Origin of the sequence: Streptomyces sp. NPDC000134 (assembly GCF_042899225.1) — a bacterium.
Lineage (GTDB): Bacteria > Actinomycetota > Actinomycetes > Streptomycetales > Streptomycetaceae > Streptomyces.
The window spans coordinates 179942-200543 of the sequence record NZ_JBIAZN010000003.1 but is presented as its reverse complement, the minus strand read 5'-3'; the positions used below and the strand labels follow the sequence as shown (position 1 = coordinate 200543).

The window sequence follows — 20602 nt, the reverse complement described above, 5'->3', positions numbered from 1 at the left end:
ATGAAGATCAAGAAGGGCGACCTGGTCCAGGTCATCACCGGTAAGGACAAGGGCAAGCAGGGCAAGGTCATCGCGGCCTTCCCCCGTGAGGACCGCGTCCTGGTCGAGGGTGTCAACCGGGTCAAGAAGCACACCAAGGCCGGTCCGACGGCTCGTGGTTCGCAGGCCGGCGGCATCGTCACCACCGAGGCCCCCATTCACGTGAGCAACGTTCAGCTCGTCGTGGAGAAGGACGGCAACAAGGTCGTGACCCGCGTCGGTTACCGCTTCGACGACGAGGGCAACAAGATCCGCGTTGCCAAGCGGACGGGTGAGGACATCTGATGGCTACCACCACCACTCCGCGTCTGAAGACGAAGTACCGCGAGGAGATCGCGGGCAAGCTGCGTGACGAGTTCAAGTACGAGAACGTCATGCAGGTCCCCGGTCTCGTCAAGATCGTGGTCAACATGGGTGTGGGCGACGCCGCCCGCGACTCCAAGCTGATCGAGGGCGCCATCCGCGACCTCACCACGATCACCGGTCAGAAGCCGGCCGTCACCAAGGCCCGCAAGTCCATCGCGCAGTTCAAGCTGCGCGAGGGCCAGCCGATCGGTGCCCACGTCACGCTCCGTGGCGACCGCATGTGGGAGTTCCTGGACCGCACCCTGTCGCTGGCGCTCCCGCGCATCCGCGACTTCCGCGGCCTGTCCCCCAAGCAGTTCGACGGCCGTGGCAACTACACCTTCGGTCTCACGGAGCAGGTCATGTTCCACGAGATCGACCAGGACAAGATCGACCGCGTCCGGGGTATGGACATCACCGTGGTCACCACGGCGACCAATGACGCTGAGGGCCGCGCGCTCCTTCGTCACCTCGGCTTCCCGTTCAAGGAGGCGTGAGCGAGATGGCGAAGAAGGCTCTGATTGCCAAGGCTGCTCGCAAGCCCAAGTTCGGTGTGCGTGCGTACACCCGCTGCCAGCGCTGCGGCCGCCCGCACTCCGTCTACCGCAAGTTCGGCCTCTGCCGCGTGTGCCTTCGTGAGATGGCTCACCGTGGCGAGCTGCCGGGCGTGACCAAGAGCTCCTGGTAATCCGGTAGTTCCGGACTCCCAGGGCTCTCGGTAAGCAATGGGACGGCAGGAGGCCCACCCCCGCATGGCTTAGGCTTGTGGGGTTGGGCGCCTGCCGCGCCCGTACGACTTACTACGCCGTAGGTCCACCGCGCCGCACCCGTCCCGTCTCGGATCGGGGAGAGGGATGGCGCACCAGGAAACCCCGGCGAGAGAGGCCACAGGCCAATTCATGACCATGACTGATCCGATCGCAGACATGCTGACGCGTCTGCGGAACGCGAACTCGGCGTACCACGACTCCGTGACGATGCCGGCGTCCAAGATCAAGTCTCACATCGCGGAGATCCTCCAGCAGGAGGGCTTCATCACGGGCTGGAAGGTCGAGGACGCCGAGGTCGGCAAGAACCTCGTCCTGGAGCTGAAGTTCGGCCCCAACCGTGAGCGCTCCATCGCGGGCATCAAGCGGATCTCCAAGCCCGGTCTCCGGGTGTACGCGAAGTCCACCAACCTGCCGAAGGTGCTGGGCGGCCTCGGCGTGGCGATCATCTCCACGTCGCACGGGCTCCTCACCGACAAGCAGGCCGGCAAGAAGGGCGTGGGTGGGGAAGTCCTCGCCTACGTCTGGTAGCAGAAGGGAACGGAGGAAACAGCTATGTCGCGCATCGGCAAGCTCCCCATCGCGGTTCCCGCCGGCGTGGACGTCACCATCGACGGCCGGACGGTCTCGGTCAAGGGCCCCAAGGGCTCGCTGACCCACACCGTCGTGGCGCCGATCGAGATCGCCAAGGGTGAGGACGGCGTTCTGAACGTCACCCGCCCCAACGACGAGCGTCAGAGCAAGGCCCTGCACGGCCTGTCGCGCACGCTGGTGGCGAACATGATCACCGGCGTGACCCAGGGTTACGTGAAGAAGCTCGAGATCAGCGGTGTCGGTTACCGCGTGGTCGCCAAGGGTTCGAACCTGGAGTTCTCCCTCGGCTACAGCCACCCGATTCTCGTCGAGGCCCCCGAGGGCATCACCTTCAAGGTGGAGACCCCGACCCGTTTCTCGGTCGAGGGCATCGACAAGCAGAAGGTCGGCGAGGTAGCGGCGAACATCCGCAAGCTGCGCAAGCCCGACCCGTACAAGGCCAAGGGCGTCAAGTACGAGGGCGAAGTCATCCGCCGCAAGGTCGGAAAGGCGGGTAAGTAAGCCATGGCATACGGGCAGAAGATCCTCAAGGGCGACGCCTACAAGCGCGCCGCGATCAAGCGCCGTCACATCCGCATCCGCAAGAGGCTCGCGGGTACGGCGGAGCGTCCCCGTCTGGTCGTGACCCGCTCCAACCGCCACATCGTGGCGCAGGTGATCGACGACCTCAAGGGTCACACCCTGGCGTCGGCGTCCACCCTGGACAGCTCGATCCGCGGTGGCGAGGGCGACAAGTCCTCGCAGGCCAAGCAGGTCGGTGCCCTGGTCGCCGAGCGTGCCAAGGCCGCCGGTGTCGAGGCCGTCGTGTTCGACCGAGGCGGCAACCAGTACGCGGGGCGCATCGCCGCCCTGGCGGACGCCGCCCGCGAGGCCGGGCTCAAGTTCTGAGCCGCTTGTAGCTAGCGGAAAGAGAGAGGTAATCCAATGGCTGGACCCCAGCGCCGCGGAAGCGGTGCCGGTGGCGGCGAGCGGCGGGACCGGAAGGGCCGTGACGGCGGCGCTGCTGCCGCCGAGAAGACCGCGTACGTCGAGCGTGTCGTCGCGATCAACCGCGTCGCCAAGGTTGTGAAGGGTGGTCGTCGCTTCAGCTTCACCGCGCTGGTCGTGGTGGGCGACGGTGACGGCACCGTGGGTGTCGGATACGGCAAGGCCAAGGAGGTGCCGGCCGCCATCGCCAAGGGTGTCGAGGAGGCCAAGAAGCACTTCTTCAAGGTCCCCCGCATCCAGGGCACCATCCCGCACCCGATCACGGGTGAGAAGGCTGCCGGCGTCGTGCTGCTCAAGCCCGCGTCCCCCGGTACCGGCGTCATCGCCGGTGGCCCGGTGCGCGCGGTGCTCGAGTGCGCCGGTATCCACGACGTGCTGTCGAAGTCGCTCGGCTCGTCCAACGCGATCAACATCGTGCACGCGACCGTGGAGGCCCTGAAGGGCCTGCAGCGTCCCGAGGAGATCGCGGCCCGCCGCGGTCTGCCGCTCGAGGACGTCGCTCCCGCGGCTCTGCTGCGTGCGCGTGCCGGGGCGGGGGCCGCGTAATGGCTCAGCTCAAGATCACGCAGACGAAGTCGTACATCGGCAGCAAGCAGAACCACCGTGACACTCTGCGTTCGCTCGGCCTGAAGAGGGTCAACGACGTGGTCGTCAAGGAGGACCGCCCCGAGTTCCGCGGCATGGTGCACACCGTCCGCCACCTCGTGACGGTCGAGGAGGTCGACTGATCATGGCGGAGAACAACCCGCTGAAGATCCACAACCTCCGTCCCGCCCCGGGCGCCAAGACCGCCAAGACCCGTGTGGGTCGTGGTGAGGCGTCGAAGGGTAAGACGGCCGGTCGTGGTACGAAGGGCACCAAGGCCCGTTACCAGGTTCCGGAGCGCTTCGAGGGTGGCCAGATGCCCCTCCACATGCGTCTCCCGAAGCTCAAGGGCTTCAAGAACCCGTTCAAGACCGAGTACCAGGTCGTGAACCTCGACAAGCTGGCCAAGCTCTACCCGCAGGGTGGAGAGGTCACCGTCGAGGACCTGGTCGCCAAGGGCGCCGTTCGCAAGAACAGCCTGGTCAAGGTCCTCGGCGAGGGCGAGATCTCCGTGGCGGTCGAGGTGCGGGTCGACAAGGCCTCCGCCTCCGCCAAGGAGAAGATCGCCGCCGCCGGCGGCAGCGTCACCGAGCTCGTCTGAACACCACAGGCGTCTCGATGACTTGAGCGATCCCGACCGGGGATACCCCACAAAAGGGGTATCCCCGGTTGGTCGTTCCTAGGGCGGTGGTGTCGCCGGTAAGGTGGCCTGCACTGCCCTCTTTCACGGGTGCCACACATGAGGCACCCTGGGCGGCAGTTGACCGTTACCAGTTCAGTCGTCAGTCGAACCTCAAGACCGTCACCCTTGACGCGCCAGCGCGGGGGTCGCAGGAGGCACCGTGCTCACCGCGTTCGCCCGGGCGTTCAAGACGCCCGACCTGCGCAAGAAGCTGCTCTTCACGCTCGGCATCATCGTGGTGTACCGAGTGGGTACCCACATCCCGATCCCGAACGTCGACTACAAGAGCGTCCAGGAATGTGTGGACCAGGCGTCGGGCAACCAGGGCCTCTTCGGTCTGGTCAATATGTTCAGCGGCGGCGCCCTGCTCCAGATCACGGTCTTCGCGCTCGGCATCATGCCGTACATCACGGCGAGCATCATTCTCCAGTTGCTCACCGTCGTGATCCCGCGCCTGGAGGCCCTGAAGAAGGAGGGCCAGGCCGGCACGGCGAAGATCACGCAGTACACCCGGTACCTGACCATCGCCCTCGCCATCCTCCAGGGCACCGGCCTGGTCGCCACCGCCCGCAGCGGCGCCCTGTTCTCCGGCTGCACGGTCGCCAACGAGATCGTCGCGGACGACGGGATCTTCTACACCGTCGTCATGGTGGTCACCATGACCGCCGGCACCGCCTGTGTCATGTGGCTCGGTGAGCTGATCACCGACCGCGGCATCGGCAACGGCATGTCGATCCTGATGTTCATCTCGATCGCCGCGACCTTCCCGTCCGCGCTGTGGGCCATCAAGACCCAGGGCGACCTGGCCGGCGGCTGGATCGAGTTCGGCACCGTGATCGCGGTCGGCCTGGTGATGGTCGGCCTGGTGGTCTTCGTGGAGCAGGCCCAGCGCCGCATCCCCGTGCAGTACGCCAAGCGGATGGTCGGCCGCCGGTCCTACGGAGGCACGTCCACCTACATCCCGCTCAAGGTGAACCAGGCGGGCGTGATCCCCGTCATCTTCGCGTCGTCGCTGCTCTACATCCCGGCGCTGATCGCCCAGTTCTCGAGCGGCACGTCCGGGTGGAAGACCTGGATCGAGGCCAACCTCGTGAAGGGCGACCACCCGATCTACATCACGCTGTACTTCTTGCTCATCGTTTTCTTCGCGTTCTTCTACGTGGCGATCTCCTTCAACCCCGAGGAAGTCGCGGACAACATGAAGAAGTATGGTGGCTTCATCCCGGGCATCCGGGCTGGCCGACCGACCGCTGAGTATCTGAGCTACGTACTCAACCGGATCACCTGGCCGGGTTCGCTGTATCTGGGTCTGATCGCTCTCGTACCGACGATGGCGTTGGTTGGTTTCGGGGCAAACCAGAACTTCCCGTTCGGCGGGACCAGCATCCTGATCATCGTGGGTGTGGGTCTCGAGACGGTGAAGCAGATCGAGAGCCAGCTCCAGCAGCGCAATTACGAAGGGTTCCTCCGCTGATGCGAATCGTCCTCGTCGGGCCGCCGGGCGCCGGTAAGGGAACGCAGGCCACCCGGCTTGCCGAGACGCTGCACATCCCGCACATCTCCACGGGTGACCTGTTCCGCGCCAACATCAGCCAGCAGACCGAGCTGGGCAAGCTCGCCAAGTCCTACATGGACGCGGGCAACCTGGTGCCGGACGAGGTCACGATCGCCATGGCCAAGGACCGCATGGAGCAGCCCGACGCCGCGGGCGGCTTCCTGCTGGACGGCTTCCCGCGGAACGTGTCGCAGGCGGAAGCGCTGGACGAGCTGCTCGAGACCGAGGACATGAGGCTCGACGCGGTGCTGGACCTGGAGGCGCCGGAGGAAGAGGTCGTCAAGCGCATCGCCGGGCGACGGGTGTGCCGGAACAACTCGGCGCACGTCTTCCACGTCACCTACACCCCGCCGAAGCAGGAGGGCGTCTGCGACGTCTGCGGCGGTGAGCTGTACCAGCGGGACGACGACTCCGAGGAGACGGTCCGCAAGCGGCTGGAGGTCTACCACACGCAGACCGAGCCGATCATCGACTACTACAAGGCGCAGGGCCTGGTGGTGACCATCTCGGCCATGGGGCCGGTGGACGAGGTCACGGGCCGCGCGCTGGAGGCGCTCAAGCGCGAGAAGTAGGTCCCGCACGCCGTGCGCAGCCGCGGTCCGCCTCCGGGCGGGCCGCGGCTGTGGTGTGGGGTGCACCGTATCGTTGTCGGTGTCCGTCGTTTCCCTGGTCCGAGAAAGGCCGCAGCCCCCATGGTGCAGATCAAGACCCCCGAGCAGATCGCCAAGATGCGTGAGGCGGGGCTGGTCGTCGCCGCCATTCACGCGGCCACGCGGGAGGCGGCGGTGCCGGGTGCCACCACCAGGGACCTGGACCAGGTCGCCCGCAAGGTGCTGGCCGACCACGGCGCCAAGCCGAACTTCCTCGGTTACGGCGGTTTCCCCGCGACCATCTGCACCTCCGTGAACGAGGTCGTCGTGCACGGCATCCCCTCCGACGAGGTGGTGCTGAAGGACGGGGACATTATCTCCGTCGACTGCGGCGCGATCATCGACGGCTGGCACGGTGACGCCGCCTACACGGCCTTCGTCGGCTCCGGGCACTCCCCGGAGCTGGTCGAGCTGTCGCGGGTCACCGAGGAGTCCATGTGGGCCGGTATCGCGGCCATGAAGCAGGGCAACCGCCTGGTGGACATCTCGCGGGCCGTCGAGACGTACATCCGCCGCCAGCCGAAGCCGGGCGGCGGCCGGTACGGGATCATCGAGGACTACGGCGGCCACGGCATCGGCACCGAGATGCACATGGACCCGCACCTGCTGAACTACGTCGACCGGCGGCGCGGCAAGGGCCCGAAGCTGGTCCCCGGCTTCTGCCTGGCCATCGAGCCGATGGTGTCGCTCGGTACGCCGAAGACCGAGGTCCTTCAGGACGACTGGACCGTGATCACCACGGACGGCACCTGGTCCTCGCACTGGGAGCACTCCGTCGCCCTCACCGAGGCCGGCCCCCTGGTCCTGACCGCCCCCGACGGCGGCAAGGCCAAGCTCGCGGAGTACGGGATCACGGCGGCGCCGGACCCCCTTGCATAAGGATCTAGCGTCTGGGGCAGACTTCCTCGTTTCGCCTTTTCGGGGGTGCTGTCGTAGACTGACTCGTCGGCTCTTGTGCACCCGCATGTCTGCATGCGGCTAGGTGCCCGGGGGTCGATCAAGGTAGTCGATTCGAAGGGCGAAGCGTGGCCAAGAAGCAGGGTGCCATCGAGATCGAGGGCACTGTCGTCGAGTCTCTGCCGAACGCCATGTTCAAGGTTGAGCTCCAGAACGGCCACCAGGTCCTGGCTCACATCAGCGGCAAGATGCGTATGCACTACATCCGTATCCTCCCTGACGACCGGGTCGTGGTGGAGCTGTCTCCGTACGACCTGACGCGTGGCCGGATCGTCTACCGGTACAAGTAGATCTTGCCCACGTCCCGCGCCGGCAACGGCGAGGGGCCGCCGGCAACTGACCCGGAGAACCTCACATCCCATGAAGGTCAAGCCGAGCGTCAAGAAGATCTGCGACAAGTGCAGGGTGATCCGCCGTCACGGTCGGGTCATGGTCATCTGCGAGAACCCGCGCCACAAGCAGCGCCAGGGCTGACCGCAGGACCAGACCCTCTGCCCTCCGCAGAGATTCGCGCGACGCGAGCTGAATATGTTCATACGCAGGTCCCAGGCGCCTCGGTGCCTGACACCCCCGGTTCGGAGGCCGGGGACCCAGTTCGTACCTCGTACGGCGGCTGGGAGCCGGTCCTGTGGAAGACCTCCGAAGATCACCAGGAGCCATTGAATGGCACGCGTTTCCGGTGTTGACATCCCGCGCGAAAAGCGTGTGGAGATCGCCCTCACCTACGTGTTCGGCATCGGCCGGACCCTCTCGCAGCAGACGCTCGCTGCCACCGGCGTGGACCCGAACACCCGTGTTCGTGACCTCACCGAGGAGCAGCTCGTCGCGATCCGCGAGTACGTCGACAACAACATCAAGACCGAGGGTGACCTCCGTCGCGAGATCCAGGCCGACATCCGCCGCAAGGTCGAGATCGGCACCTACCAGGGTCTCCGTCACCGTCGTGGTCTGCCTGTCCGCGGTCAGCGCACCAGCACGAACGCGCGTACCCGCAAGGGCCCGCGTCGCGCCATCGCCGGCAAGAAGAAGCCGGGCAAGAAGTAGTCCTCAGCGGACAACGCTTCATCAGCGGTCTTCGCTGTAGGACCGACCACCTCCCCGTAGGAGTAATAGATGCCCCCCAAGGGTCGTCAGGGCGCTGCCAAGAAGGTGCGCCGCAAGGAAAAGAAGAACGTCGCTCACGGCCACGCGCACATCAAGAGCACGTTCAACAACACGATCGTGTCGATCACCGACCCGACCGGCAACGTGATCTCCTGGGCCTCCGCCGGCCACGTCGGCTTCAAGGGCTCCCGGAAGTCCACGCCGTTCGCCGCGCAGATGGCCGCCGAGTCGGCCGCCCGCCGCGCCCAGGAGCACGGCATGCGCAAGGTCGACGTGTTCGTCAAGGGTCCGGGTTCCGGTCGTGAGACCGCCATCCGTTCGCTCCAGGCGACCGGTCTCGAGGTCGGCTCCATCCAGGACGTCACCCCGACCCCGCACAACGGTTGCCGTCCGCCGAAGCGCCGTCGCGTCTGACCTCGCTTCGCAGGGACTTTCCGGGCGGTACGGCTCCCGAAAGGGGCCGTATCGCCCGTACCCTTGCAGTACCAAGTCGGGCGTCATATAGCGGGCGCCCCTGACTGAAGGAACACACATGCTGATCGCTCAGCGTCCCTCGTTGACCGAAGAGGTCGTCGACGAGTTCCGCTCCCGGTTCGTGATCGAGCCGCTGGAGCCGGGCTTCGGCTACACCCTCGGCAACTCCCTCCGCCGGACCCTGCTCTCCTCGATCCCCGGTGCCGCTGTCACCAGCATCCGGATCGACGGCGTGCTGCACGAGTTCACCACCGTGCCGGGTGTCAAGGAGGACGTCACCGACCTGATCCTCAACATCAAGCAGCTCGTGGTCTCCTCGGAGCACGACGAGCCGGTCGTGATGTACCTGCGCAAGCAGGGCCCGGGTCTGGTCACCGCCGCCGACATCGCGCCGCCGGCCGGTGTCGAGGTGCACAACCCCGACCTCGTCCTCGCCACGCTCAACGGCAAGGGCAAGCTGGAGATGGAGCTGACCGTCGAGCGCGGTCGCGGCTATGTCTCCGCCGTGCAGAACAAGCAGGTCGGCCAGGAGATCGGCCGTATCCCGGTCGACTCGATCTACTCGCCGGTCCTCAAGGTCACCTACAAGGTCGAGGCCACGCGTGTCGAGCAGCGCACCGACTTCGACAAGCTGATCGTCGACGTCGAGACCAAGCAGGCGATGCGTCCGCGCGACGCCATGGCCTCCGCCGGCAAGACCCTGGTCGAGCTGTTCGGTCTCGCCCGCGAGCTGAACATCGACGCCGAGGGCATCGACATGGGTCCGTCCCCGACGGACGCGGCGCTGGCGGCCGACCTCGCGCTCCCGATCGAGGAGCTGGAGCTGACCGTCCGGTCGTACAACTGCCTCAAGCGCGAGGGCATCCACTCCGTGGGCGAGCTGGTCGCGCGGTCCGAGGCGGACCTGCTCGACATCCGCAACTTCGGTGCCAAGTCGATCGACGAGGTCAAGGCGAAGCTGGCGGGCATGGGCCTGGCGCTCAAGGACTCGCCCCCCGGGTTCGACCCGACCGCCGCCGCCGACGCGTTCGGCGCGGACGACGACGCGGACGCCGGGTTCGTGGAGACCGAGCAGTACTGACCGGTTCTCGGGTGCGGGTGCGCTGTGGCTTGCCGCGCAGTTGCCCGCGCCCCTTCCGGGGCGTCCCTTCGGGGCTGCCCCGGATCTCCGACAGGCGACCGCCTGCTCGGATACTGACTCCGGTACCTGATACGGCCGGGGCAGACACCTAGGAGAAACACCATGCCGAAGCCCACCAAGGGTGCCCGTCTGGGCGGCAGCGCCGCGCACGAGAAGCTGCTGCTCGCGAACCTCGCGAAGGCGCTGTTCGAGCACGGCCGCATCACCACGACCGAGGCCAAGGCGCGCAAGCTGCGTCCGTACGCCGAGCGTCTGGTCACCAAGGCGAAGAAGGGCGACCTTCACAACCGCCGTCAGGTGCTCCAGGTCATCACGGACAAGAGCATCGTGCACACGCTCTTCACCGAGATCGGCCCGCGGTACGAGAACCGCCCCGGTGGCTACACGCGTATCACCAAGATCGGCAACCGCCGTGGTGACAACGCGCCCATGGCCGTCATCGAGCTGGTCGAGGCGCTGACCGTGGCCCAGCAGGCGACGGGCGAGGCCGAGGCCGCGACGAAGCGGGCGGTCAAGGAGTCCGAGGAGGCCAAGGTCGAGGAGACCAAGGCCGACGAGGCCGCCGAGGCGCCGGCCGAGGAGTCCAAGGACGCGTAAGCGTTCTGCCGGGGGCTGTGCGGCCGGCCGCGGGTTCGTCGTGGCTGGTCGCGCAGTTCCCCGCGCCCCTTCAGGGCGTTGGCGGGTCCGTCCCTTTCCCAGGGGCGGGCCCGCTTTTCGGTGCTGAGAGGAACTGGGTGTGAGTGACGTGGTGCGGGTGCGGCTCGATCTGTCGTACGACGGGGCCGGGTTCTCCGGGTGGGCCAAGCAGGCCGGCGGGCGGCGGACCGTGCAGGGCGAGATCGAGGACGCCCTGCGGACGGTCACGCGGTCGGAACAGACGTACGAGCTGACCGTGGCGGGGCGGACCGATGCCGGGGTGCACGCCCGGGGACAGGTCGCGCACGTCGATCTGCCGCGGGAGGTGTGGGACGCGCACCGGGAGAAGCTGCTGAAGCGGCTCGCCGGGAGGCTGCCCAGGGACGTGCGGATCTGGTCGGTCGGGGAGGCGCCGGCCGGGTTCGACGCGCGGTTCTCCGCCGTGTGGCGGCGCTACGCCTACCGGGTCACCGACCATCCGGGCGGCGTCGACCCGCTGCTGCGCGGGCACGTCCTGTGGCACGACTGGCCGCTCGACGTGGACGCCATGAACGAGGCCGCGCGGGCGCTGCTCGGCGAGCACGACTTCGCCGCGTACTGCAAGAAGCGGGAGGGCGCCACCACCATCCGCACGCTCCAGGAGCTGAGCCTGGTTCGTGGGGAGGACGGGATCATCACCGCCACCGTGCGGGCCGACGCCTTCTGCCACAACATGGTGCGCTCGCTGATCGGCGCGCTGCTGTTCGTCGGCGACGGGCACCGGGCGCCCGACTGGCCGGGGAAGGTGCTGGCGGCCGGCGCCCGGGACTCGGCGGTGCATGTGGTACGGCCGCACGGGCTGACGCTCGAGGAGGTCGGCTATCCGGCCGACGAACTGCTCGCGGCCCGGAGCCGGGAGGCGCGCAACAGGCGGTCCCTGCCCGGGATGTCGGGTTGTGAAACGTGTTAGCTGCCTCCCATTCCTGAGCCTTTATCGCTCATAGGCGGACCTTTTCGGGCATACGTCCTTCACCTGGCCCTTACAACCTGTTGATCTCTCATATAACCTTGCGAAGCTCGGTCACTGGTTCGAATGTGCCGAACACGGTGGGGGTCGGCGGGCCGGGAGAGGCCCGGGGGGTTTCGTATGAGTTCAGTGGGCCCGGTGCAGACCGGGGGCCGTCGTGACGCGCGTCGCGGCGGGGGTGGCCGGCGCAGGGCCGATCGCGGCAAGGTCAGGGCCTCGCTCGGGCTGCTGCCGCTGCCGCCGAGTGACAAGGAGAAGTACTCCTACGCGCGCAGGCACCTGTGGGTCCTGACGATCAGCTCGCTGATCAGCTTCTGCTGCCTGGTGATGAGCCAGTTCAAGCTGGCCCAGTCCACGCCGCTGCTGTGGGCGTACACCCCGCTGCTGGTCTTCACGGTCGTCTACTACCTGGTGTCGCTCCGGGTGAACGGTTTCACCCGCGACTTCGACATCGAGTACCACAAGAAGCTGGTGCGGGAGTGGCGGCCGCAGGTCTACCCCACCGTCGACGTGTTCCTGCCGGTGTGCGGTGAGCCCATCGAGGTGCTGCACAACACGTGGAAGCACGTGCGCGCGATGGCGGACCACTACCCGGGCGTCTGCGTGCCCTTCGTCCTCGACGACGGCGCCAGCTCCGAACTGGAGGCCATGGCGCGGGACTTCGGGTTCCGCTACGGCACCCGCGAGAACCGGGGCTGGTACAAGAAGGCGGGCAACCTGCACTTCGGGTTCGGCCAGTCCGACGGGCAGTACATCCTCATCCTCGACGCCGACTTCACCCCGCGCGCCGACCTGCTGGAGGAACTGCTGCCGTACATGGAGTCCGACCCGCGCATCGGCATCGTCCAGTCGCCGCAGTACTTCCGGGTGCTGGACTCGCAGAACTGGATCGAGCGCGGCGCGGGCGCCGTGCAGGAGCTGTTCTACCGGTCCGTGCAGGTCTCCCGGCAGGGCAGCGACGGCGCGATCTGCGTGGGCAGTTGCGCCGTGTACCGGCGGGCGGCGCTGGACACCAACGGCGGCACCACGCTGATCGAGCACTCCGAGGACGTGCACACCGGCTTCGACCTGCGCAACCTCGGCTGGGACCTGCGCTATGTGCCGGTCGCGGTGTCGACCGGCGTCTGCCCGGACAACGCGGGCGCCTTCTTCAACCAGCAGTACCGCTGGTGCTCGGGTTCGATGAGCCTGCTCGGCAGCAGGAAGTTCTGGCAGACGAAGATCAAGCTGTCCAGCCGCCTGTGCTACATGTCCGGGTTCTTCTACTACATCCACACCGCGCTGTTCACCTTCGCGGCCCCGATCATCCCGGTGATGCTGCTGCTGGCGATGCCGGACAAGCTCAAGGTCGAGCACCTCCTGCTGGTGCTCCCGAGCATCATCTACACCACGATCGTCTTCCCGATGTGGCACAAGGCGCCCTACCGCCTGGAAGCCTGGGCGACCCGCATGATGTACGGCTGGGCGCACGTCTTCGCCATCTGGGACATCCTGCGCAAGAACCGCATGGGCTGGCAGCCCACCGGTTCCTCCGGCGCCAAGAAGAACAAGACCCGGCGCTTCTGGATCGGCATGTGGGTGTGGGGCGGCGGCTCCGCGCTGGTGTGGGTGGTCGCGGCGGTGTACCGCACGTTCACCATGAACGCCCCCGACTTCGCGCTGATCCTCTCCTCCGGACTCTTCTACGCCCTGGTGGTGGCCCGCGTCCTGGTCCAGCCCCGGGCGGAGGCGACGGCCTGAATGAACCTCCTCACCCGAACCCGCGCGGTGCTCTCCGCCTGTCTGCTCGCCCCGCTGCTGCTCACCGGCTGCTCCGTCCTCGACGACGGTGACGGCGGCGGCACCGGCGGCGCGCACGCCGGGACGGCCGGCGCCGGCTCCGGCGACGGCGCCGAGGCGAGCACCCCGTACGACGTCACCCCGCTGCTGAAGCCGACGCGCAAGTACTTCGGCGCCGCCGTCGAGGGGGCGCCGCACTCCATGAAGGGCGTCGACACCTACACCGGGATGGTCGGCAAGCAGCCGAACCTGATCGAGTACTACGCCGGGTGGGGCGACGGCTTCGACGCCACCGGGGTGCGCAACGCCTGGGCCGAGGGCGCCCTGACGCTGATGTCCTGGGAGCCCTTCGACACCCCGCTGGCCGACATCGCGGCCGGGAAGTCCGACACGTACCTGAAGAAGTACGCCGAGGCGGTGCGCAAGCTGAACCTGCCCGTGGTGATCTCCTTCGCGGACGAGTTCAACGGCCACTGGGAGAAGTGGGGCACCACCCACACCACCGCCGGGGACTACGTGGCCGCCTGGCGGCACATCCACGACGCCTTCGTGGACGCCGGCGCCTCCAACGTCATCTGGGCCTGGTCGCCGAACATCGTCAACCCCGTCACCGAGGTCGAGCTGAAGCCGTACTACCCGGGCGACGGCTACGTCGACTGGATCGGGCTGATCGGCTACTGGACGATCGAGGAGGACAACGCCTTCGACAGCGTCTTCGGGGCCACCCGGGACCAGGTGCGCACCTTCACCGACAAGCCGATGCTGCTGCTGGAGACGGCGGCCATGGCGGGCGAGCGGCGGCGGGCCGACATCCGGAACCTCTTCGAGGGCGTCACGGCCGACGACGACATGCTCGGCTTCGTCTGGTTCAACCACAAGAAGCGCGCCGACTGGCGGCTGGAGGCGAGCCCGCTGGCGCTGAAGGAGTTCAAGCGCCTGGCCGCCGACGACCGGTTCGGCTTCGACGTACGGAAGCCGTGATGACCTCCCGACACGATCACTACACGCCGCAGCCCTTCGACCCGTACGCGGAGGAGGAGCAGGCCGGCGGCTGGTTCAACTCCGACGGACACGTGCCGCCGCGGCCCGCCGCCCGGCAGGACGAGTACGGCGACGACCCGCAGCACCCGCCGTACCAGGGGCACCCGCCGTACCAGGAGCAGCAGCCGTATCAGGACGCCATCCCGCAGCAGCCCCGGTCCGGCTACGACGACCAGCCGACCTACGCCCTCAGGATCGTGGCGGAGCAGGCGCCGGCCGAGCCGGGCTACCACGTGCCCGAGACGCCCGAGGTCGGCTGGGACATGGCCGCCAGCAGGCGCCGCGCCTGGGTCAGCCGGGCGGTGCTGCTGTGCATCCTGGTCATCCAGGCCGTGCTCTCGCTGCGGCTGTCCAACACCGCCTTCCAGGACGAGGCCCTCTACCTCGCGGCCGGCCACGCCGAGCTGGACCACCTGCTCAACGGCACCAGGCTGCCGCTGGACTACGCCGCGTACTTCTCCGGCTCGCCGCAGCTCTACCCGGTGCTCGCCGCCCTGGTGGACGGCGCCTTCGGGCTCGCGGGGGCGCGCGGCCTGAGCCTGGCCTTCATGCTCGGCACCACCGCGCTGCTGTACTCCTTCAGCCGCCGGCTGTTCAACGAGCGGGCGGCGCTGGCCGCGGCGGCCCTGTTCGCGGTGACGCAGTCCACCATCGTCATGGGGTACTTCGCCACCTACGACGCCGCCGCCCTGTTCCTGCTGACCCTCGCCACCTGGATCGTCATCCGCACCGACCGGGCACCCGCGGCGGCCGTGCTGCTCGCCGCCCCGGTCGCGGTCCTCGCCGTCGGCGTGAAGTACGCCGCCGCGCTGTACCTGCCGACCATCGTGGTGCTGGCGCTGCTCACCGCGCTGCCGCGGCGGGGCGCGAAGTCCGCCGTGCTGCGGGTGGTGCTGCTCGGCGCCGGGATGGGCGCGATCCTCGCGGCCGGCGTCTACGCCACCGACCTGATGGACGGCGTCCGGCAGACCACCACCGACCGCGCGCACGGCACCGACACCGCCGCCTTCCTGCTGCGCCAGTCGGCGGAGTGGGGCGGGCTGATGTTCCTCACCGCCGTCGGCGGCGCCCTGTCCTACGCCCGGCGCAGCCGCATGAACGAGTCGCCGCTCGCGCACAGGCTGGACAACCCCGGCTGGCGGCGGCGGGCCCTGCTCGGGCTGCTGCTGTGCGGCACGGCGATGCTGGCGCCCGCGTACCAGATCCACCTGGGCACGTCCGTGTCGCTGTTCAAGCACATCGGCTTCGGACTGCTGTTCGCCGCGCCCATGGCCGGTGTCGGGGTGACCCGCCTGGTGGGCGCGCACTTCCGCTACCCGCAGCTCGGGATCATGCTGTGGACGGCCGTGCTCTGCCTCGGCATCGCGCAGTCGGACTGGCGCTTCGGCGTCTGGCCCGACTCGACCAGGATGATCGAGGCGATCGACCAGCACGTCGACGCCAAGGGCCACTACCTCTCCTCGACGCCCGAGGTGCCCGTCTACTACCTGCGGGAGAAGACCTCGCACCGCCAGTGGGCGAGCGTCTTCGGCATGGAGTACACGGACAAGAAGGGCAAGTACCTCACCGGGGACGCCGCCTACCGCGCGGCGCTGCGCGAGGGCGAGTTCGACCTGATCGTCATGGACGGGCACACCAACCCGCGGGTGGACGCCCTGGTCGCCAAGGCGGTCCGGGGCAACCCGCACTACCGGCTGCTCGCCGACGTCCCGTTCCGCAACTCCAGCGGCCAGGGCGAGTACCGCATCTGGATCAAGACCTCCTGAGCGGTTTCCGCCCCCTTCCACCCCCCTTCCGTGAGAAAGGCCGTCGTCATGCGGCTCACCGTCATCGGCACCGGCTATCTGGGTGCCACCCATGCCGCCTGCATGGCAGAGCTGGGCCACGAGGTCATCGGCGTGGACGTCGACCCCGAGAAGGTCGCCGCCCTGCGGGCCGGCCAGGTGCCGTTCCACGAGCCGGGCCTCGGCGAGCTGATCGCCCGGCACACCGCGACCGGGCGGCTGCGCTTCACCACCTCCTACGAGGAGGCCGGGGCCTTCGGCGAGGTGCACTTCGTGTGCGTCGGCACCCCGCAGCGGCCGGGCTCCGAGGCCGCCGACCTGTCCTACGTGGAGTCGGCCTTCGCGGCGATCGCCGGGCACAGCGCCGGGGACGCGCTGCTCGTCGGCAAGTCCACCGTGCCGGTCGGCACCGCCGAGGCGCTGGCCGGGCGGTACGCGGCGGAGGTCGCCTGGAACCCGGAGTTCCTGCGGGAGGGCTACGCCGTCGAGGACACCCTGCGGCCGGACCGGCTGGTGCTCGGGGTGCGCTCCGCCCGCGCGGAATCGATCCTGCGGGCGGTGTACGAGCCCGTCCTCGCGGCCGGCACCCCGCTGGTGGTCACCGACTTCCCGACCGCCGAGCTGGTCAAGACCGCCGCCAACGCCTTCCTCGCCACCAAGATCTCCTTCATCAACGCGATGGCCGAGGTCTGCGAGGCGGCCGGCGGCGACGTCCGCCGGCTCTCCGAGGCGCTCGGCCACGACGACCGGATCGGCGCGCGGTTCCTGCGGTCCGGCGTCGGCTTCGGCGGCGGCTGCCTGCCCAAGGACATCCGCGCCTTCGCGCACCGCGCCGACGAGCTGGGGGTCTCGCTGGCGTTCCTGCGCGAGGTCGACTCGATCAACATGCGGCGCCGGGACCGGGTGGTGGAACTCGCCCGTGAACTGTGCGGGGGCGCGGTGCTCGGCGCCCGGATCACGGTCCTGGGCGCGGCCTTCAAGCCCGACTCCGACGACATCCGCGACTCGCCCGCGCTCGACGTCGCCGCCCGGCTCGGGCTGGACGGCGCCGACGTCACGGTCTACGACCCGGCGGCGATGGACAACGCCCGCAAGGCGTTCCCGCTGCTCGGGTACGCCGCGTCGGCCGAGGAGGCGCTGCGCGGCGCCGACCTCGTACTGCTGCTGACCGAATGGCCGCAGTTCCGGGAACTCGACCCGGAACGGACCCGGTCGCTGGTCGGCCGCCCGCACATCGTGGACGGCCGGGGGGTGCTCGACGCGGACGACTGGACCGCGGCGGGCTGGCGGTTCCGGGCGCTGGGCAGACCCGCGCCCGCAGGGGAGGAAAGATGACGTACGACCCGGAGGGCTCCCGCGTCACCGTGGTGATGCCCACCTACAACGAGGCGGCCAACGTGCCGCGGATGGCCGAGGCGGTGCTGTCGCTGCCGCTGCCCGGCCTGCATCTGAAGATCGTCGACGACTCCAGCCCGGACGGCACCGGGCGGATCGCCGAGGAACTCGCGGAGAAGTACAACGCCGGGCGGCCCGCCGGGCGGCGCCGCATGAGCGTCCTGCACCGCACCGAGAAGGACGGCCTGGGCCGGGCCTACGTGGCGGGCATGAGCGCCGCGCTCGCCGAGGGCGCGGAGTACGTCGTGCAGATGGACGCCGACGGCAGCCACCCGGTCGAGGCGGTGCGGCGGATGCTCGCCGCGGCCCTGGACTCCGGCGCCGGACTGGTCGTCGGCAGCCGGTACGTCGAGGGCGGCGCGCTGGACGAGGAGTGGGGCCGGCACCGGGTGCTGCTCTCCCGCTTCGCCAACCGCTACGCCCGCACCGTGCTCGGCACCAGCATCAAGGACATCACCGCCGGGTTCAACATGTGGTCGGCGGCCACCCTGCGGGACGTGGACCTCACCACCGTGGACAGCGCGGGCTACAGCTTCCAGGTCGAGCTGAAGTACAAGGCCGTGCGCGCCGGGCACCACGCCGTCGAGATCCCCATCCGCTTCGAGGAGCGGACCGAGGGCGTCTCGAAGATGACCCTGCGCACCCAACTGGAGTCGGCGGTGGTCCCGCTCCGGCTCCGTCTGCGGCACCGGTAGCCGGGGGAGCGGGCGGCGGCTACCGGGTGGCCGCCGCCGACGCCTGGGCCTGGCCGCGCCGGTGGATCTGGTCGAAGGCGAACTGGGCCAGGTCGTCGCCGGCCCGGAAGACCGCGGTGTCCTTCTCGGTGACGTCCGCGCCGCTGGTGAAGCCCGCCATCGTGAAGTAGGCGTAGCGGCCGTAGGAGTTGGTCGTGGACCGGCAGATCGCGCCGGCGCAGAACGGGTCCACCCCGCCGCCCGACAGCGACCGGATGTTGCTCCTGGTGTCCGCCTGCGTCTTGGTGGCCGTGGCCTGCGCCTCGGTGTCGAAGACGGCGACCCCGACCGTCACCGCGATGTCGCCCTTGGTGTAGGTGACGCGGATCATACGGGTGCAGTCGTTGGCGGCGAGCAGCCGCGGCAGGCTCTGCTGGGCGGCGCCGGAGCAGGTCCGGGTGTCGGCGGTCGGGCCCTTCTCGTAGACCGTCTCGTTCATGGTGAGCCGGGTGCCCGGGAAGAGGACGTCCGGGCCGAGCGGCGCGGTGTCCTTCGCGGCGCTGGCGATGAAGTCCTCCGGGTCCAGCGGCGGCGGCGCGCTGGTCGGCGCGAAGGAGGGGGCCGAAGCGGTCGCGCTCGGCAGGCTGGCCGTCGACGGCAGTCCCGAGGAGGGCCGGCCGGAGGCCGGACCGGTGCCGTCCGCCGACACCACCGCCACCGCGACCGCGGTCGCTATCGCCGCGGTGGCCAGCGCCCCGCCCCCGATGAACAGCAGTCTGCGCCGCTTGGCGCGGGCCTCGGACGCCTCGGCGAGCGCGGCCCAGTCCGGCGCGTCACCGCCGCCGCTCAAGGGCTGCTGAGAATGCGGTTTCCAGGGATCCCACCCGGAGTCGGGTCCCCCCTGCCCAAAGCTCATGGGGCGCATCTTAGACGGGCCGGGCGGCGCGCTGGTCCGCGTCGGCGGGCCCCGCGGCGCCTAGCGTTCCTCCCATGCGGACGGGCAAAAGCGACATCTCCGGGTGGTTGGTGCGACCGGCGGGCGGGGCCGCGTGGGCGGCCCTCGCGGCGGTGCTGGCGGCCCTCGCGGCGAGCACGGCACGGGCCAGACCCGACGGCGGGATGGACAACGCGATCGTGGTCCGGGCCGCCCGCGCCTGGCTCGCCGGCGGCGACCCGTACGACGACCCGCACTTCCTCTACTTCCCGAGCGCCGTCCTCGCCGCCGTCCCCCAGGCCCTGCTGCCCGGTGCGGCGCTGCGCGCGCTGGTGCCCTGCGCGGTGACCGCCCTGCTCGCCGGGGGGTGGGCCTGCGCCCTGCGACTGCACCGGGTGCCGGGCACCAGCCTGCTCGGCGTGCTCGGCCTGACCGCGCTGGCGGCCGGATTCGCGCCCTTCGGGCACCTGGTCCACCTGGGCAACTGGACGGTGACCGCGGCGGCCGCGCTGCCGCTCGGCCTGCTGCTGGCGGACCGGGGCCGCTGGGCCGCGGCGGGCGCGGTGATCGGCGCCGCCGTGGCGCTCAAGCCGCTGCTCGCCCCGGTCGCCCTGCTGTTCCTCCTGGCCGGACGGTGGCGGGCGCTCGCCGCGGCCCTGCTGGTGCCCGCCCTCGCGTCCGGCGCGGCGGCGCTGCTGATGCCCGACCCGGCCGGCTTCTTCACCCGCACCCTGCCCTTCCTGCTGCACGGCGACGACGGCTTCGTCCGCTCCTGGGAGGCGTCCCTCCCGGCCGTCCTGCCCCGCCTCGGCGTCCCGCACCCCCTCGCCCAGGGCCTCGCCCTGCTCGCGGCCGGCGCCGGGGTGCTCTGCGCCCGCCGCCGCTGGCGCCGCGCCGGCCACGGCCCGCTCCGCCTGGCCGAGACCGGGGCCGGCCTGATGCTCTCCGCGTTCCTGGTCTCGCGCCCCTCCTACGACCACTACCTCCTGGTCGTGGTGCCCCTGCTGCTCGCCGGACTGCCGTACCGGGAGGCGGTGGCCCGGCGGCCCTGGTTCTGGCTCGCCCTGCTCCCGCAACTGCCCGGGGTCGCCTGGCCCGGTCTGGAGGCCCCCCGGCAGCGCGCCTTCAAGGACGCCTTCACGCTCGGCGCCCTGGCCGTCACCCTCGCCCTGCACGCCGTACGGCCCCCGGCCGGGCGGGCCCCGCAGGGCGGTCGCGTCACTCCGCCGCGGCGGGCACGTACAGTGGAGGTGGACAGCAGTGGCACCGGGTGACGGGCGATCCCTCGTTTTGACCCTTCTGGGGCACCCCGGTATCCTGCTTGTTCGTTGTGTATTGGCTTGCTCATTCTCACGGGACGGGCCCTTACACCGGTCCACCGGGCCGATGACCAGCGACTCCACGTGTGCGGTTTGCGTCGCCGCCGTGCGGTCAAGGCTGTCGTGATCGTTTCGGTGACCTTGTCAGGACCAT

General features: G+C 69.4%; 26 protein-coding genes. 25 read left to right on the top strand and 1 reads right to left on the bottom strand.

All coding sequences use genetic code 11. The annotated features are described in order from the left end of the window. The 24 genes from rplX (at position 1) to ACFY32_RS05550 (ending at position 18216) form a co-directional block, all read left to right on the top strand. Entirely contained in the window at positions 1-324 is a 324-nt protein-coding gene (gene rplX, locus ACFY32_RS05665) for a 50S ribosomal protein L24 (RefSeq protein ID WP_003992365.1), read from the top strand. Continuing rightward, positions 324-881, top strand: coding sequence for a 50S ribosomal protein L5 (gene rplE, locus ACFY32_RS05660; protein ID WP_053661885.1), 558 nt, complete (start codon positions 324-326; stop codon positions 879-881). The genes rplX and rplE overlap by 1 nt, the downstream gene beginning before the upstream one ends. A 5-nt stretch (positions 882-886) precedes the next feature. Then, on the top strand, positions 887-1072 hold the full coding sequence (locus ACFY32_RS05655) for a type Z 30S ribosomal protein S14 (protein WP_003956452.1): 186 nt from the start codon (positions 887-889) through the stop codon (positions 1070-1072). Positions 1073-1283: 211 nt separating this feature from the next. After that, on the top strand, positions 1284-1682 hold the full coding sequence (rpsH, locus tag ACFY32_RS05650; RefSeq protein ID WP_007384075.1) for a 30S ribosomal protein S8: 399 nt from the start codon (positions 1284-1286) through the stop codon (positions 1680-1682). Between the two features lie 24 nt (positions 1683-1706). Next, a complete protein-coding gene (gene rplF, locus ACFY32_RS05645; protein ID WP_190206084.1) occupies positions 1707-2246 on the top strand; it encodes a 50S ribosomal protein L6 in 540 nt (179 codons plus the stop codon). Positions 2247-2249: 3 nt separating this feature from the next. Next, the gene (gene rplR / locus ACFY32_RS05640) at positions 2250-2633 is read left to right on the top strand and encodes a 50S ribosomal protein L18 (protein WP_359189231.1); all 384 of its coding nucleotides are present in this window, start codon (positions 2250-2252) and stop codon (positions 2631-2633) included. A 36-nt stretch (positions 2634-2669) separates the two neighbouring features. Next, positions 2670-3278: a 30S ribosomal protein S5 gene (rpsE, locus tag ACFY32_RS05635; RefSeq protein WP_108954805.1), complete on the top strand. Its 609-nt coding sequence runs from the start codon at positions 2670-2672 to the stop codon at positions 3276-3278. Further along, on the top strand, positions 3278-3460 hold the full coding sequence (gene rpmD / locus ACFY32_RS05630; protein WP_119102573.1) for a 50S ribosomal protein L30: 183 nt from the start codon (positions 3278-3280) through the stop codon (positions 3458-3460). Before rpsE ends, rpmD begins: the two co-directional genes overlap by 1 nt. A gap of 2 nt (positions 3461-3462) precedes the next feature. Beyond that, on the top strand, positions 3463-3918 hold the full coding sequence (gene rplO, locus ACFY32_RS05625) for a 50S ribosomal protein L15 (RefSeq protein WP_359189226.1): 456 nt from the start codon (positions 3463-3465) through the stop codon (positions 3916-3918). A gap of 241 nt (positions 3919-4159) precedes the next feature. Continuing rightward, a complete protein-coding gene (gene secY, locus ACFY32_RS05620) occupies positions 4160-5473 on the top strand; it encodes a preprotein translocase subunit SecY (protein WP_359189223.1) in 1314 nt (437 codons plus the stop codon). Next, positions 5473-6126, top strand: a complete 654-nt coding sequence (locus ACFY32_RS05615; RefSeq protein WP_359189220.1) for an adenylate kinase — start codon at positions 5473-5475, stop codon at positions 6124-6126. Before secY ends, ACFY32_RS05615 begins: the two co-directional genes overlap by 1 nt. Before the next feature lie 120 nt (positions 6127-6246). Then, positions 6247-7083 (top strand): type I methionyl aminopeptidase, encoded by an 837-nt coding sequence (map, locus tag ACFY32_RS05610; RefSeq protein ID WP_359189217.1) that lies wholly within the window; start codon positions 6247-6249, stop codon positions 7081-7083. Positions 7084-7229: 146 nt separating this feature from the next. Then, positions 7230-7451 carry a translation initiation factor IF-1 gene (gene infA / locus ACFY32_RS05605; RefSeq protein ID WP_003948620.1) on the top strand — a complete coding sequence of 74 codons (222 nt, stop codon included), beginning with the start codon at positions 7230-7232 and terminating at the stop codon, positions 7449-7451. A gap of 70 nt (positions 7452-7521) precedes the next feature. Further along, entirely contained in the window at positions 7522-7635 is a 114-nt protein-coding gene (gene rpmJ / locus ACFY32_RS05600) for a 50S ribosomal protein L36 (RefSeq protein WP_003998809.1), read from the top strand. A 189-nt stretch (positions 7636-7824) separates the two neighbouring features. Further along, positions 7825-8205 carry a 30S ribosomal protein S13 gene (gene rpsM / locus ACFY32_RS05595; protein WP_006130767.1) on the top strand — a complete coding sequence of 127 codons (381 nt, stop codon included), beginning with the start codon at positions 7825-7827 and terminating at the stop codon, positions 8203-8205. 69 nt (positions 8206-8274) lie between these two features. Then, a complete protein-coding gene (gene rpsK / locus ACFY32_RS05590) occupies positions 8275-8679 on the top strand; it encodes a 30S ribosomal protein S11 (protein WP_003948617.1) in 405 nt (134 codons plus the stop codon). A 118-nt stretch (positions 8680-8797) separates the two neighbouring features. Then, positions 8798-9820 carry a DNA-directed RNA polymerase subunit alpha gene (locus tag ACFY32_RS05585; protein ID WP_003966937.1) on the top strand — a complete coding sequence of 341 codons (1023 nt, stop codon included), beginning with the start codon at positions 8798-8800 and terminating at the stop codon, positions 9818-9820. A gap of 162 nt (positions 9821-9982) precedes the next feature. Continuing rightward, positions 9983-10477, top strand: a complete 495-nt coding sequence (gene rplQ / locus ACFY32_RS05580) for a 50S ribosomal protein L17 (protein WP_359189213.1) — start codon at positions 9983-9985, stop codon at positions 10475-10477. A gap of 148 nt (positions 10478-10625) precedes the next feature. Beyond that, positions 10626-11465 (top strand): tRNA pseudouridine(38-40) synthase TruA, encoded by an 840-nt coding sequence (truA, locus tag ACFY32_RS05575; RefSeq protein ID WP_359189836.1) that lies wholly within the window; start codon positions 10626-10628, stop codon positions 11463-11465. Between the two features lie 381 nt (positions 11466-11846). Next, on the top strand, positions 11847-13262 hold the full coding sequence (locus ACFY32_RS05570; RefSeq protein ID WP_390673605.1) for a glycosyltransferase family 2 protein: 1416 nt from the start codon (positions 11847-11849) through the stop codon (positions 13260-13262). Beyond that, positions 13263-14282: a glycoside hydrolase family 26 protein gene (locus ACFY32_RS05565; RefSeq protein ID WP_390673491.1), complete on the top strand. Its 1020-nt coding sequence runs from the start codon at positions 13263-13265 to the stop codon at positions 14280-14282. It begins immediately after the preceding gene. Beyond that, positions 14282-16108, top strand: a complete 1827-nt coding sequence (locus ACFY32_RS05560) for a glycosyltransferase family 39 protein (RefSeq protein WP_390673490.1) — start codon at positions 14282-14284, stop codon at positions 16106-16108. Before ACFY32_RS05565 ends, ACFY32_RS05560 begins: the two co-directional genes overlap by 1 nt. 48 nt (positions 16109-16156) lie before the next feature. Further along, the gene (locus tag ACFY32_RS05555; RefSeq protein WP_390673604.1) at positions 16157-17461 is read left to right on the top strand and encodes a UDP-glucose dehydrogenase family protein; all 1305 of its coding nucleotides are present in this window, start codon (positions 16157-16159) and stop codon (positions 17459-17461) included. Continuing rightward, positions 17458-18216, top strand: coding sequence for a polyprenol monophosphomannose synthase (locus ACFY32_RS05550; RefSeq protein WP_359189204.1), 759 nt, complete (start codon positions 17458-17460; stop codon positions 18214-18216). The genes ACFY32_RS05555 and ACFY32_RS05550 overlap by 4 nt, the downstream gene beginning before the upstream one ends. 19 nt (positions 18217-18235) lie before the next feature. On the opposite strand, the gene ACFY32_RS05545 is transcribed toward ACFY32_RS05550, so the two are convergent. Continuing rightward, positions 18236-19111, bottom strand: a complete 876-nt coding sequence (locus tag ACFY32_RS05545; RefSeq protein ID WP_359189201.1) for a hypothetical protein — start codon at positions 19109-19111, stop codon at positions 18236-18238. Between the two features lie 74 nt (positions 19112-19185). Here ACFY32_RS05545 and ACFY32_RS05540 point away from each other — a divergent pair, with 74 nt between their 5' ends. After that, positions 19186-20403: a glycosyltransferase 87 family protein gene (locus ACFY32_RS05540; protein WP_390673489.1), complete on the top strand. Its 1218-nt coding sequence runs from the start codon at positions 19186-19188 to the stop codon at positions 20401-20403. Positions 20404-20602 lie beyond the last annotated feature (199 nt).